This is a genomic window from Rummeliibacillus pycnus (genome assembly GCF_002884495.1).
GTDB classification, from domain to species: domain Bacteria; phylum Bacillota; class Bacilli; order Bacillales_A; family Planococcaceae; genus Rummeliibacillus; species Rummeliibacillus pycnus.
In genome coordinates this window covers 1,009,854-1,024,342 of record NZ_KZ614145.1, presented here as the reverse complement: position 1 = coordinate 1,024,342, position 14,489 = coordinate 1,009,854, and the positions used below count along the sequence as shown (strand labels likewise).

General features: G+C 33.7%; 14 protein-coding genes. 8 read left to right on the top strand and 6 right to left on the bottom strand.

Going from position 1 to position 14,489, the window contains the following annotated elements:
- The 6 genes from CEF14_RS05115 to CEF14_RS05090 are packed head-to-tail and all read left to right on the top strand — an operon-like array spanning window position 1 to window position 5,445.
- Window positions 1-1,389 carry a cobyrinate a,c-diamide synthase gene (locus CEF14_RS05115; RefSeq protein ID WP_102691860.1) on the top strand — a complete coding sequence of 463 codons (1,389 nt, stop codon included), beginning with the start codon at window positions 1-3 and terminating at the stop codon, window positions 1,387-1,389.
- Entirely contained in the window at window positions 1,382-2,023 is a 642-nt protein-coding gene (locus tag CEF14_RS05110; RefSeq protein WP_102691859.1) for an NAD(P)-binding protein, read from the top strand. The genes CEF14_RS05115 and CEF14_RS05110 overlap by 8 nt, the downstream gene beginning before the upstream one ends.
- Window positions 2,020-2,784 (top strand): uroporphyrinogen-III C-methyltransferase, encoded by a 765-nt coding sequence (cobA, locus tag CEF14_RS05105; RefSeq protein WP_102691858.1) that lies wholly within the window; start codon window positions 2,020-2,022, stop codon window positions 2,782-2,784. The genes CEF14_RS05110 and cobA overlap by 4 nt, the downstream gene beginning before the upstream one ends.
- A gap of 10 nt (window positions 2,785-2,794) precedes the next feature.
- Window positions 2,795-3,358 (top strand): nitroreductase family protein, encoded by a 564-nt coding sequence (locus tag CEF14_RS05100; protein WP_102691857.1) that lies wholly within the window; start codon window positions 2,795-2,797, stop codon window positions 3,356-3,358.
- Between the two features lie 15 nt (window positions 3,359-3,373).
- Window positions 3,374-3,910, top strand: a complete 537-nt coding sequence (locus CEF14_RS05095; RefSeq protein WP_102691856.1) for a cob(I)yrinic acid a,c-diamide adenosyltransferase — start codon at window positions 3,374-3,376, stop codon at window positions 3,908-3,910.
- 17 nt (window positions 3,911-3,927) lie between these two features.
- Window positions 3,928-5,445, top strand: coding sequence for a cobyric acid synthase (locus CEF14_RS05090; RefSeq protein ID WP_102694300.1), 1,518 nt, complete (start codon window positions 3,928-3,930; stop codon window positions 5,443-5,445).
- A 533-nt stretch (window positions 5,446-5,978) separates the two neighbouring features.
- On the opposite strand, the gene CEF14_RS18940 is transcribed toward CEF14_RS05090, so the two are convergent.
- Together CEF14_RS18940 and CEF14_RS05085 are read right to left on the bottom strand one after the other, a co-directional pair.
- Window positions 5,979-6,119: a hypothetical protein gene (locus CEF14_RS18940; RefSeq protein ID WP_170061445.1), complete on the bottom strand. Its 141-nt coding sequence runs from the start codon at window positions 6,117-6,119 to the stop codon at window positions 5,979-5,981.
- 215 nt (window positions 6,120-6,334) lie between these two features.
- Window positions 6,335-6,868 (bottom strand): pyridoxamine 5'-phosphate oxidase family protein, encoded by a 534-nt coding sequence (locus tag CEF14_RS05085; RefSeq protein WP_102691855.1) that lies wholly within the window; start codon window positions 6,866-6,868, stop codon window positions 6,335-6,337.
- A 112-nt stretch (window positions 6,869-6,980) separates the two neighbouring features.
- On the opposite strand from CEF14_RS05085, the gene pdxR reads away from it, so the two are divergent.
- Complete coding sequence (gene pdxR, locus CEF14_RS05080) at window positions 6,981-8,366, top strand: MocR-like pyridoxine biosynthesis transcription factor PdxR (protein ID WP_102691854.1); 1,386 nt, start codon at window positions 6,981-6,983, stop codon at window positions 8,364-8,366.
- Between the two features lie 86 nt (window positions 8,367-8,452).
- Here pdxR and CEF14_RS05075 read toward each other — a convergent pair whose 3' ends face one another.
- The 4 genes from CEF14_RS05075 to CEF14_RS05060 all read right to left on the bottom strand — a co-directional run bounded on the left by CEF14_RS05075 (window position 8,453) and on the right by CEF14_RS05060 (window position 13,256).
- Window positions 8,453-9,481 carry an AbrB family transcriptional regulator gene (locus tag CEF14_RS05075; RefSeq protein WP_281256542.1) on the bottom strand — a complete coding sequence of 343 codons (1,029 nt, stop codon included), beginning with the start codon at window positions 9,479-9,481 and terminating at the stop codon, window positions 8,453-8,455.
- Window positions 9,482-9,651: 170 nt separating this feature from the next.
- Window positions 9,652-11,184 carry a solute symporter family protein gene (locus tag CEF14_RS05070; RefSeq protein ID WP_102691852.1) on the bottom strand — a complete coding sequence of 511 codons (1,533 nt, stop codon included), beginning with the start codon at window positions 11,182-11,184 and terminating at the stop codon, window positions 9,652-9,654.
- Window positions 11,181-11,585, bottom strand: coding sequence for a DUF485 domain-containing protein (locus CEF14_RS05065; protein ID WP_102691851.1), 405 nt, complete (start codon window positions 11,583-11,585; stop codon window positions 11,181-11,183). The genes CEF14_RS05070 and CEF14_RS05065 overlap by 4 nt, the downstream gene beginning before the upstream one ends.
- A 297-nt stretch (window positions 11,586-11,882) precedes the next feature.
- A complete protein-coding gene (locus CEF14_RS05060; RefSeq protein WP_102691850.1) occupies window positions 11,883-13,256 on the bottom strand; it encodes an MATE family efflux transporter in 1,374 nt (457 codons plus the stop codon).
- A 135-nt stretch (window positions 13,257-13,391) separates the two neighbouring features.
- Here CEF14_RS05060 and CEF14_RS05055 point away from each other — a divergent pair, with 135 nt between their 5' ends.
- The gene (locus tag CEF14_RS05055) at window positions 13,392-14,222 is read left to right on the top strand and encodes a MerR family transcriptional regulator (RefSeq protein ID WP_102691849.1); all 831 of its coding nucleotides are present in this window, start codon (window positions 13,392-13,394) and stop codon (window positions 14,220-14,222) included.
- Window positions 14,223-14,489: the final 267 nt, after the last annotated feature.

Genomic DNA, 14,489 nt, shown 5'->3' with positions numbered 1-14,489 from the left:
ATGTCATCAAATAGATTGGTGATTGCTGGAACAGGTAGTGGTGTCGGCAAAACAACCTTTACAATTGGACTAATGGCTGCACTACAACAAAAAGGTTACCTAGTACAAGGATTTAAATGTGGACCAGATTATATTGATCCTACCTTCCATACGGCAGTAACTGGCAGACCTTCCCGAAATTTAGATAGTTGGATGTTTGAAGAAGGAACGGTTATAGATATCTTGGAGAGAAACAGCAGAGATGTAGATATTTCAATTATTGAAGGGGTAATGGGGTTCTATGATGGAAAATCTCCATTAGAAGATCGAGGTTCTACTGCTGAAATTAGCATATTAACGAAAAGTCCTGTATTACTTATTGTAAATTGTAGCAGTATTGCACGTAGTTCAGCAGCCATTGTTAAAGGTTTCCAATTATTAAATGAAAACGTCAATATAGTAGGTGTCATTGCCAATCAAGTAGGAAGTGAAGGGCATTATAAAATTGTAAAAGCTGCTATTGAGAAAGAATGTAGTATACCAGTAGTTGGTTACTTAAAAAAAGAAAAAAATATTTATATGCCAAGTCGACATTTGGGATTAATTCCTGCGATTGAACGCGGTGAATTACAACCATTCTTTCAACAATTAGGCGAAGTAATTAGTGAAACTGTTGATCTAGAAAAAATTTATCAGTTATCCGCTTCTAGTGAACTTTCATCGATTCACCCAAGTATATTCGAGAAAAAAGCAGATCAACAAGTGAAAATTGCAGTGGCGAAAGACGCAGCATTTAATTTTTACTATCAAGAAAATCTGGAATTACTTCAAGCTAATGGGGTAGCAATCGAGTATTTTGCACCTTTAAATGGCGAAGTAGTACCTCCTGATGCAGATGGATTGTATATTGGTGGCGGTTTTCCAGAAGAATTTGCGGACGAACTATCACAACAAACTGCAGTGAAAGAATCTATTCATCATGCAATTTCTAAAGGTATTCCAACATTAGCTGAATGTGGCGGTTTTATGTACCTAACGGAGTCTATTTTCACTACTGATGGAAAACGCTATGAAATGGTAGGAGCTATACCAGGAACTATTGAGATGCAAACTAATCTAGTTGCATTAGGATACCGGGAAATTTTCGGAGTAAAAGGTAACTTTTTAATTGGAGAAGGTCAAGAAGCAAAAGGGCATGAATTCCACTATTCAACTTACTCACAACCAGAAAAAAGCAATTATGCCTATGAAACGAAGAGCCGTTTTAAGAAGCAAGGGGAAGGTTATATGCATGACAATTTAATTGCTGGGTATACACACTTTCATTTTGCATCTAACCCACAGCTAGTTGTTCAATGGATTGAACAATGTAAAAAATATCAGAAGAAAGCTGTGCATACAAATGGCTAATTATTATCCAATGATGTTGAATATAGAAGGTCGAGCGGCTCTAGTTGTTGGTGGGGGTGCAGTTGCAACACGTAAAGTAACGAGTTTATTAAAAGCCCAAGCTCAAGTAACAGTAATTAGCCCAGAACTTTCACCAGAACTAAAACAATTAGCGGAAGAAGACACTATTCAATGGAAAAAGAAATGCTTTACGCCAGATGATTTAAACGATGCATTTTTGATCATTGCAGCTACCAATTCTTCTAAAACGAATGAACAGGTAGCTCAATATGCAAGCAAACAACAGCTTTGTAATATTGTAGATTGTGAAGAGCTCAGTCAATTTATTGTCCCTTCAGTGGTGCAACGTGGGCCATTAACAATTGCTGTCTCGACATCAGGTGCAAATCCAAAACTCGCAAAAGAAATTAAAAAAGAATTAGAAGCTCAATATGACGATTCATATGAAGATTATATAGAATTCTTACAAAAAGCAAGACGTCAAATTATTGATGAAGTAAAAGATTCGAAGCAAAAAAGTTATCTCTTACAAGAATTACTCGATTCACAGTTTCTAACATTAACAAAAACAAAACAATTAAAAGAACGTGAACAACTATTTGAAAAATTGTTGAAAAAGGGGACGATTCAATGACTCCAGGAAAAGTCTATTTAGTAGGTGCAGGCCCAGGTGATCCAAAATTAATAACGGTATATGGCCTAGAATGCATTCAAAAAGCAGATGTCATTGCATATGATCGTCTCGTAAATCCATCTCTTTTGGTACATGCAAAGGGAGATGCAGAACTTATTTTTTGCGGTAAATCCCCAGGTAAACATCATTTCATACAGGAGCAAATTCATGAATTATTAGTAGAAAAGGCACTTGAAGGTAAAGTTGTTACACGCCTAAAAGGTGGCGATCCATGCGTTTTTGGCCGTGGTGCAGAGGAAGCAGAAGTACTTGTTGAACATGGCATTGAATATGAAATTGTTCCAGGAATTACAGCAGGAATCGCAGCACCAGCCTATGCAGGAATTCCTGTTACGCATAGAGAGTTTGCTTCAAGTTTTGCGATTGTGACTGGTCATGGGCGAGAAGAAAAAGGACAAGATCACTTAAACTGGTATGCATTAGCTAATGGTATTGATACCATCGCATTTTATATGAGTGTTGGAAATCTTGCGTATATTAGCAAAAAGCTTATTGAAAATGGTAAACGTGCGACTACCCCTGTAGCGGTAATTGAATGGGGAACAACAGAACATCAACGTACAATAACAGGTACATTAGAAACCATTCATGATTTAGTAATCCAAGAAAAATTTCATAACCCATCGATGGTATTAGTGGGGGAAGTTGTTCAACTAAGAGATAAAATTCAATGGTTTGAAAATCAAACTGTTTTGATTTGAGGAGAAAGTAATGACGATTATTGAAGCGATTAAAGAACGAAGAGCAATCCGAAATTATGCAGATCGCCCTGTTGAGAAAGAAAAGATTAAAAAATTATTGGAAATAGCTACTTATGCACCAAATGATCGATTACGTCAACCATGGCATTTCTACGTGATCCAAGGTGAGGCGATGAAGCGCTATGAAGAAATGGCGACCGAATACTTACAACAACGGTTCCCAACAAAACCACATTTAGTAGAAAGTTCTTTAAAAGTTGTAACAATTACACCAGTAGCCATTATTGTTACATCAGCGTTAATTCCAGATAAACCAGATGATTCTGATGATAATATTTTTGCAACTTGCTGTGCAATCCATTCCATGTGGTTAGCCGCACAAGAGTTAGGTTTAGGATTTGTATGGAGAACTCGAGGCGTAGGGTTAGTCCATGACGAACGTATGCATCACTTTATCGGTTCACCAGAAAATGAAAAAGTAATTGGAACAATCTTCATCGGTTATCCTGAAGAAGGTACAGAAGTTCCCGCAACTACAAGAATTCCATTTGATGAAAAAACGACGTGGTTATAAAGGGGAGATAGAAAAATGGCACAACAAGGCTTATTTTTGATCTATACTGGAGAGGGAAAAGGAAAAACAACGGCATCACTAGGTGTAACCCTTCGAGCAATCGGGAGAGGTTTACATGTGAAATATATGCAATTTATCAAATCACCTGAACGTACATATGGAGAAGCATTAGCCCTACGAAAATTAGGCGTAGAAATGGAACAAATGGGCATTGGTTTTACTTGGACAAAAATACCAGAAGAACATCGTGAAGCTTTACGATTAGCTTGGCAAAAAGCAAAAAAGGCACTTGCAGATCCTTCAATTGACTTATTAGTTCTTGATGAATTAAATAATGCTTTATCGATTGATAAATTTCCAATCGATGATGTTCTCCCGCTACAAGAAGTAATAGAGGCTATTCAAAATCGCCCTACAACTATGCATCTTGTCATTACTGGTCGAAATGCAAGACAGGAATTGATGGATTTGGCTGATTTAGTATCAACGATTGATGCGACAAAGCATTACTATGAAAGAGGAATTCCTGCAGTAAAAGGTTTAGAATTTTAATGGAAGAAGGGGAGCATATGACAGCTAAAGCAATTATGATTCAAGGTACTGCTTCAGATGTTGGAAAAAGTATGATCTGTACTGCATTTTGCCGCATTTTTTCAGATGATGGGTTGAAAGTTGTCCCTTTTAAATCACAAAATATGGCATTGAACTCTTTTGTTACGATGGATGGCGGAGAAATTGGCAGAGCTCAAGGTGTACAAGCTGAAGCTGCTAGAGTCATCGCGACTACAGATATGAATCCCATTTTACTGAAACCAAAACAAGATATGGTCTCAGAAGTTATTGTACATGGTAAACACTTTATGGACATGGGGGCAATGAGCTATCGTAATAATTTTGTACAACAAGCGATGCCTATAGTACAAAAATCAATACATAAACTCCAAGATGAATTTGAAGTGATCGTATTAGAAGGTGCTGGAAGTCCTGCAGAGATTAATCTAAAAGATCGCGATATTGCCAATATGCGGATGGCTCACGCTACCGATGCGGCTGTTCTATTAGTTGCCGATATTGACCGAGGTGGAATGTTTGCCTCAATTATTGGTACATTAGCACTCCTTAATGATTCAGAAAGAGCTAGAGTGAAAGGAATCATTATTAATAAGTTTCGAGGGATGCGTGAGCTGTTAGATGATGGGATAGAATGGCTTGAAAAAGAAACAGGGATTCCTGTTATTGGCGTCATTCCATATATAGATATTAATATTGAAGCTGAAGATTCATTGGCTTTATCATCACTACGATTTAAAAAACCAAAACAAGGTGAGTTTTCAATTGATGTTGCGATGATTTGCTTACCTCGTATTTCAAATTTTACAGATGTAGATCCTTTTTTTGATGAACCAGAAGTAGGAGTGCGTCTTGTTCGTAATGTAAAAGAACTTGGCAATCCTGATTTACTCATTATACCTGGAACAAAAAATACCATTGAGGATTTACAATGGTTAAAGGATGAAGGATTTGAACAAGTCATTCAAACACTTGTAGATAAAGGAACGCGTATTTTCGGAATTTGCGGAGGGTTTCAAATCCTAGGTCGTTCCCTTCAGGATCCTGATGCTGTTGAAGGTGATGGAAGAAGCGCAGAAGGACTTTCACTATTACCTGTAACAACTACTTTTAATAAAGAGAAGAAAACGGTTCAAATGACAGGTCAAATAATGACAAATATGTTTGATTCCATATCATTAACTGGTTATGAAATTCATTTAGGTAAAACAGTAATAGAAGACGATAGTTGTTCGCCATTTTTGGAATTATCTGATGGTCGTTATGATGGTGCAATTGCATTGAATGGACAAGTGATTGGAACGTATGTTCATGGGATATTTAATAATCGAGAATTTACACGAAAAATAGTGAACGCGCTGAGAGTTAAAAAGGGCCTTACACCAATTGATCAGAAAGTAAAGACTGATACAGAAAGAAGAGAGGCAGCCTATCAATTATTAGCTGATCATGTGAGACAAAATATTGATATGAAAAAAGTGTATAAGATGCTTCAGACGCCTATTCAATCAATTTAGAAAAAAAAGTTGTGGTTACACATAACAATTTCAATAAAAGAGGTTGGGACAAAAGAATTTTAGCTAATGAAAAATCCGAATTATAATGTGAAATTCTATTTAAAATTTCACATTTGTTCGGATTTTTCTTTTTATTATTATTCTATTGAATCCATTTCATAATAAAGAATTTGTACAAAAAGCATGAACATTTAATATATATTTTTCGTAACATTCAGTTTTGTGTTCCGTTTCAGACGGCGCTTTCCGCGGGCTTGGCTTCAATCTCCTCGTCACTACGTTCCTGCGGGGCTTTCAGCTCAAGCTATTCCCGCAGGAGTCGCCGTCCTCCACTTCACACCATTCGATATGATGTTCATCATCTAATAATCGTATTTTCTCAAAGAAAGATGCTTTATGATATTGATTCTATTAAGTTCAATTATTCGGCTTTGGGGGGCTAATTTTGTTCTGTCCCAGCCTCTTTTATTCTAAAAAGGAAAATTGGTTGACTCCTTCTCAATCTCAAAATTATGAGATGGTAATATCACAAACTATCCCAAGCAATCATTACTTTTGCCTAGACTTCTACCACCGTCATTCTCCCAACGATCAATGTCCCATCCATAATCATCCCAGACATCAGGTTTTTCTTCTCCACTAAGGGGAATTGTACTTATTATTGAAATACTCATAATTTCTTCCATGACATTTTTTATATCATCCTTTTTATAAATATTTCACTACAATATTTATATTATGCAAATAACATGTTTTAGTTCATTTGTATATCTAATATTATATTATTTGGAAACTAATATTTGAAATCAATAGATCTTTATAAAACCCCTGCTTCTTCTGTTTAGAGTTGAAAAATCAGGGGCTTTAATTCCAAGTATTTACTATTTTATTATTCTGTTGATACATTTCTTCCAGGATAATATAATTGGTCATTAATTATTATATTTTCTTTTGCAGTGATTTCATTTGGCCTTAGCTTAAAAATACAAGTCGTACTCCCAAGAGAAGAACGATATCGCTCCACATGTTTTAACGAAAGCGGAGAATTATAATAGCCTGTTACATATTTGTCTAATAATGCTTGCATCGCTTTAGTTGCTTCCCTTAAATCATTTACAATTTGAATTTCACCAAACAGCATAATACTTAAGTAAGCTGTATCTGTTTCTGCAGGGATAGGTGATACCATTGTTCCTTCACTCTTACTAATTACAAAAGTAGCATTTTTATTTTCCTTGATGAAGTTTACTTTTTTTCCCTCAGAAGCTCCATGTAAATAAACACTTCCTTCAAACCATACATAATTTAATGGAACAATATAAGGTTCATTGTTTAAAGCTAATCCAAGAAATCCTGTATCTGCCTTCAATAAAAATTGTTCTATTTTTTGTGCGTCTTGACAAATTCTTGATTTCATTCGCATATATATCCCTCCTATAGTTATGATATAGTTTATTTAACCAAAACTTTGACCTATCCAAAATAGACAGTTTATAACAATTTATACAGGACAGATTTAATTAGGGGGAACTAAGATGGAAGTGTTTTTGAATGCGGAAGATAAAATACCAAAATACATACAATTATATGAGCAACTAAAAGAAAAAATTATTTCTCATGACTTAGTTGCTGGAGAAAAACTTCCATCAATCCGTTATTTGGCACAGGAACTAAATTTAAGTAAGCATACAATTGATGCTTCCTATCAACAATTAATTGCAGAAGGTTATATAAAAAGTGTGCCTCGTAGTGGATTATATGTATTGCCCATTGAAGAATTTTCAATCTCTAAAGAAAACGGGAACACTACAGCCATTTGTTCAACCGACATAAATAATACGATTGATTTCCATTATGGCTCCATAGATTTGGAAAAGTTTCCTTTAAGTACTTGGGGTAAATGTATCAAATTAGCGATGGAGGAAGAGTTAGCTATTTTACAATATGGAGTACCTCAAGGAGATTTCTTATTAAGGGGAGAAATTAGAAAGTATGTAGCTCAATCGCGTGGAATAACATGTAGCGAAAAGCAAATATTTATTTGTAATGGTACTCAACAAGCAGTGTCATTTATTGTACAGTTATTAAATTTAATGAAACAACCAGTGTATTTTGAAAATCCTGGATATAATGAAGTTCGAAATATCCTTGAAAAGTGGCAGTGTGACATCCTACCCGTACCTATAGAGTCTGATGGAATTAATCTAAATACCATCTATAATGGGCAAGCAAAAGTTGCATATGTTACGCCTTCACATCAATTTCCATTAGGTATGATTTTACCTATACAGAAACGGTTGGATCTATTAAAGTGGGCGAAAAATCAAAATACCTATATTATTGAAGATGACTATAATAGTGAATTCCGATATACAGGAAAACCGATTCCATCTTTAAAATCATTAGATAAGTTAGATAAGGTTATTTATCTAGGAACATTCTCAAAAAGTTTACTTCCAGCTGTTAGATGTTGTTATATGATTCTTCCTGATTCTCTTATCGAAAATGCACAAAAGATGATTCATCAACAAACACAAAACTGTTCTCCCATTTTACAAAGGGCAATTGCTATTTTTATGAGGGATGGTTATTTTCAAAAGCATGTAAGAAGAATGAAAACAACCTATCAAAAGAAGCAACAAACACTAGTACAAGCAATTAAAGAGCAATTTAAGGATGAAGTTGAAATAATAGGTCAACAAGGCGGATTACATATATTATTAAAATTTAAGCATGCAGATGTAGATCAACTAATAGAACGTGCTAAGATTGCTGGTGTCAAAATATATTCTCCCAAAAAACATTGGATTGATTCTGATGAAATGTCCTATTTAATGCTTGGTTTTGGTGGGCTACCGAATGAAGAAATTTTAAAGGGAATAATGATTATAGGTAGTTGTTTTGATAAAATGAATAGTTGAATCCATTGCATATTAGAAATAACAAAAAGATGGTATGAATTTCATTTCATACCATCTTTTATATAACCATATTATCCGGGAACATTCTACACTCTTTTTTGATATCTCTTATTAACAACTGTTAACACAGGTGGAATAAAGAGATAAATATAAAGAATTCTAAATAACTGGTAGATTGTGATTGTGGCAACATCAGCATGAACTTCATGCCCAATAATACCCATTTGGTCCATACCGCCTGGAGCTAGAGATAGGAAGCCGGTAATAATAGAAGTATGTTCTAAGTTTCTCATAATCAATATACTCATTATAAAAGAGACTAAAATTAATACCATACTGCTTAAGAAGGCAAAAACAAGTTGTTTCTTTTTATCATTTAATGACTCAGGATGCAACAGTAGACCAATATGGATTCCAACAACAAATTGACTTATATTTAGTAATCCAGGAGGCATTGAAGAAGCCGGTAATAAAGTTAGATTTAATAATATAGTAATGATGATGGGACCTAGTAAATATGCAGCTGGTAACTTTACTTTTTTACCAAAAAGTGCGGCAATCGTACACAGAACTATATAAATTAGGAAATGACGCCAATTTAATGTTTCTAAAGTCGTATGTATGGTAGATGCTGTTGGGCTACCATTTGAAGATAAAAAAGGCAGATGAACAATAAACGGAACCAATATTACAACCATAATTACTCGAATAGTATGAAAAAAAGTAACGGTAGAAAGATTGACTCCTTCCATATCTTGAGCAAAAATGACGATTTGAGTTAACCCACCAGGTACACTACTCGTTAATGCTGTTGGATAATCAATTTTCCCATATTTTGAAATAAGGAATGCAAAAATACAGCTAAATGCACACAAAATGGACGTTACAATAAACATAAGAGGGATATCTATAAGCATCGCTTTCAAGATTTCTTTATTAAAAGTGATTCCAAGTGAATATCCAATTACAATAAGTCCTGCAATTTGTAGCTGTTTAGGCCAAAATAAGTTAACATGAAAAATTCGATTCGCTAATAATACGCCTAGCATTGGACCAAGTAAATATGGAACTGGAGCATGAATTAATTTAAAAATAATTACACCGACTATACCAATCAGTGCTGTTTTTACAATAGCTTTGAAATCTAAATTTATTCGAATCAGATCCTTTCCAAACTTACACTATCATTATGACAGAATCGTGAAAAGAAAGGAACATTAAAAAGCAGTTGGAAGGGAAAGATACTTTCACAGCCAACTGCTTTAATAATTTATAAAAAGCTATTTTATAAGTTAGGTTTTAAACCTGTATTTGCTTTAACTTCAACTTCAGCATATTTTTTCGCATCAGCTTTTTGACCTACTAATGAACCAATCCAACCAGCTAAGAACCCAAGTGGTACTGAAACAATCGCCGGATTAGTAAGTGGGAATAATGCTTTACCTGTTAGAATAGCTGTTCCTTCTGGATTCCAAATGTTTGGACTTACAATTACAAGTATTAAAGCAGTGACTAAACCAGTTACCATTGCAGCTACTGCACCAGTCGTATTGAATTTTTTATAGTAAATTGTGTAAATAATTACTGGTAAGTTTGCACTTGCAGCAATACAGAATGCTAGAGAAACTAAGAATGCTACGTTTAAAGTTTGAGCTCCTAGTGCTAAGATGATAGAGAATACTGCTACACCAAGTGATGCAAAGCGGGCTGCTTTCATTTGTTGTTTTTCAGTGATATTACCTTTTTTAATAATTTGTCCATAGATATCATGTGCAAATGCTGAAGCTCCTGATAATACAAGACCTGCTACTACCGCAAGAATTGTTGCAAACGCAACCGCACAAACGAATGACATTAATAAATCTCCGCCTAAAGCATCAGCAAGTAGAGGTGCAGCCATGTTACCAGCAGCGTTTGCTGCAACAATTTTTTCAGCACCAACAAATTTTGCTGCACCAAATCCTAAGAAAATTGTTAAGATATAGAAGATACCTACAATCCATGTAGCCGTAACTACTGAGCTACGAGCAGTTTTAGCATCTTTAACAGTGAAGAAACGCATTAAGATGTGAGGAAGACCAGCAGTACCTAATACTAATGCAATCATCATTGATAAAGTATCTAAACCATTTGTATACTTGACGCCTGCATTCAAATAAGCTTCACCATGAGGGGTTGCAGTTTTAACAGACGAGAACATTTCAAGAATGTTGAAATTGAATTTTAATAATACAAGGAATGAAATAATAACAGTACCAATCATCAATAAGACCGCTTTAATAATTTGAACCCAACTTGTTGCAGCCATACCACCCCAAAGAACGTAAATAGTCATCATGATCCCAACGATTAAAACAGCTACCCAATAAGGAATACCTAATAATAATTGAATAAGTGCGCCTGCACCAACTAATTGTGCAATCATATAAAATAATACAATAACAATTGTACTAACTGCTGCAGTACCACGTACTTTCTTTTGATCAAAACGAGAAGTAATCATATCTGCTAGCGTGTAACGACCTAGATTACGTAATGGTTCAGCCACAATATATAAAACTACTAAGTAAGCAACTAAATAACCAATACTATAGAAGAAACCGTCAAATCCAAATAATGCAATAGCACCTGCAATACCTAAAAATGATGCTGCAGATAGGTAATCACCTGCAATTGCAATACCGTTTTGCCATCCAGTAAGTCCGCCACCTGCAGTATAGAACTCACTTGCAGAATTAGTACGTTTTGAGGCAATGTAAGTTACAACTAAAGTTAAACCTACGATCGATACGAAAAAAATAATTCCAATTGTACTCATTTATATCCACCATCCTTAGCCTTTTCAATGATTTTAGATGCATCTTCATCAAATGAATTTGCCTTTTTAACATAAGTCATACATAAAACCCATGTCATGATGAATAGACCTAAAGAATAAAGCCATACCCATGTAATATCTCCAATTGCTTTACCATCTAAAGCAGATGTAAATGAAGTTAAAATTGGAAGTAAAATATATAGGGCTAAAAATAAAATTGAAATAGGTACTATAAATCCACTTTTCTTTTTCACAAGCGCTTTATATTCAGAACTTTCTGAAATTATTACATATTCTTCTGCTGTAAAATCTTGTTTTGCCCTCTTAGCAGAATTCTTTTTAGCATGTTCTTGTCCCAATGCATGATCTTTCTCTAATGCACTCGATAGATCTTGACTCATACCAAATCCCCCTTTTTCTTTTTTCGGTCTTGGAAGTGCTTCCAAAACCCTTGAAATAATAATATTCAAATTTGACAAAAATAGCAACGTTTTTTTAGAAAAAATAATTATTTTTCTATTTTATGTATAATTTTTTCTTCTTAAAGTAAAGAATCCACTTCCATTATAAAATGAATAGTGGATTTTTTATGAAATTAGAAAAAGATACTTGCTTTTTATTGCATGATATGAGATTTATAAGTAAATTGTATTACAAATAAATCAAAAAAGCAATTTAATGTTTTAACGAGTAAATAGTTAATGTATGACAGATTGTTTTTCTTCTATTGATGCTGAATTTGTGGAGACTGAGACATTTGTTGACCATTTGAAAATGATAATTCCTAAGGCAGTTAATCCTTCTGCAATCGGGAATGCCAACCAAATAGATTTACTATTAAACATTGAAGGTAAAATATAAAGTAGTGGTAAAAAAATCACTAAACTTCTCATGACAATTATCATCATAGAAAGTCTTATTTTCTTAATGGCTTGATAGTATTCTGCATGGATTAAATTAAAACTCAAAAATAAATAGCCTATAAAAAATAGGTAAATGCCATTTTGAGCATAGGCAATTACATCTGGATCTGTAACACCAAATAGAGCGATTAGTTGCTTTCCAAAACCCCAACCTACAGCTAAAATTAACGCGCCAAAAGTAATCCCGGTTTTTAACCCTAACTTTAATACCTGTTCAATTCGCTCTTTTAAACGAGCCCCAAAGTTAAAGCTTACAATGGGTTGAATTGCGGCACCTATACCAATGAAGATCATTATGAAAACTGCATGTAAATAGTTTACAATAGCATAAGATGAGACACCTATTTCACCGGCAAAATGGCTAAAAGTAATATTATAACCTATAACAACAATTGCAGCTGAACCTTCAGTTATAAAACTTGGAGAACCTATTTTAAGTATTTCCGAGCAAGTGGTTATGTTAAAATGTAAATGTGTAAATTTCAAATTACTATTCTTATTGATAAAATGAACAAGTAGTACCAGCAATCCTACGATAGTAGATAAAGCAGTTGCATATGCAGCTCCTTTTACGCCCATGTTCATCTTAAAAATGAATACATAATTCAAGATAATATTCAGTATTGAAGTAGTGATCAATCCAATCATAGCTAGTTTTGGATTACCATCATTCCGCACAAAAATACTTAAGATATTTTCTAATACATAAACAAGACCAAAAAGTAGGATTACATGTAAATAATCTGCAACATATGGCAATACTTTTGAACTTGCGCCAAATAAATACGCTATTTGTTCTTGCTTCCAAAGACAAAGAACAACCAAAAAACCAACAATTAAAACAGTCATCATAATACTTTGCGTAAAAATAGATCTTGCTTTTTCAATATTGCCTTTTCCCATTTCGATTGAATACAAAGTCGCACCGCCTATTCCAATCCATAAAGAGATGGAAAGTAAAATAGAGAAAATAGGAACTGCAATATTAATACCTGCAAGGGCTAATGCACCTACACCATTACTAACAAAAATGCCATCCACCAAAATATTGACAGCCATTAAAATCATACCAAACAATGATGGAAATAAATAAGAAATAAACAACTTGTGAATAGGCGTTTCTTGTAATTTAATATTCGTTTCGCTCATCATATTCTCCGTTTCGGAGCAACACGTCCTTTCTTTTACTTACAATTTAGGTTCTAATTAAATTCTATAGTATACGGTTACCATACAGTCAACCAAGATCATGTAATGAATTGTAAATAATGAGGTGAAAAAATAATGGAGTCGATGAATAAATTCTTCACTACTGGTGAATTCGCTAAAATATGTCATGTTAAAAAACAAACACTATTTCATTATGATGAAATCGGCTTGCTTCGACCTGAAGTAAAAAAGGAGAATGGTTATCGATATTATTCTTATCAGCAATACGAAGTTTTTATCGTAATTGAATTATTAAAGGATTTAAATATGCCTTTAAAAGATATAAGGAATTTTTTAAGTAATAAAACACCTGAACAAGCTGTTCAATTATTACAAAATCAATTAACACAAATTGACAATAAAATTCAAAAACTAAATCATACAAAGAAAATTGTCAAAACAAAAATGGAAAATATACAGAATGCATTGAATGTCGAAATAGAAGGAATAAGAATAGAAAACGTTAAAGAAAGTGTTTTGTTAATTAGTAATAATATTTTAAATGCAACTGATAAAGAATATTTGAATGCTGTTTCAGATTTCATCGATCTTTGTAATAGAAATGAGTTGTATACGGGTCATCCAATCGGTGCCATTCTTTCTAAAGAAGAAATGAAAAAAAATCAATTTGATAATTATAGTTACCTTTATACAATGATGCCTGAAGATTACTTTAGTCCATCGACAATTGTTCAGCCTGCGGGAACCTATGTGATTGGATTTCATAAAGGGGATGATGCAAACATCGCAACATCCTACATAAGAATTTTTGATTTCATGAAAGAACATCACTTAGTCATGAAAGACTTTTCGTATGAAGAATTTATATTTGATGAAATTTCCGTAAACGGGGAAGAGAATTATGTAACGAAAATCATGATTCAAGTTGAAACTAAAGAAGATTGAATTGCAGTCAAAAAATACTATTTAAAGCTGAATATTTCTACTTATCATCTTATAATTTCTGTTATTTTTAGAATTCGCTAAATAACGATATTTTTAAAGTGGTTACGCATACTTGGTTAATAAATATCAATTTTGAAATGGATAGATAAACAAAAGGATTGAATTTTTTTATTAGAATTCAATCCTTTTTCTTATGAATGATATTGATTTTAAAAAAGGTTCCCAAATGTATATTTGGGAACCTTTTTTGTGCTAAAATATACGTAA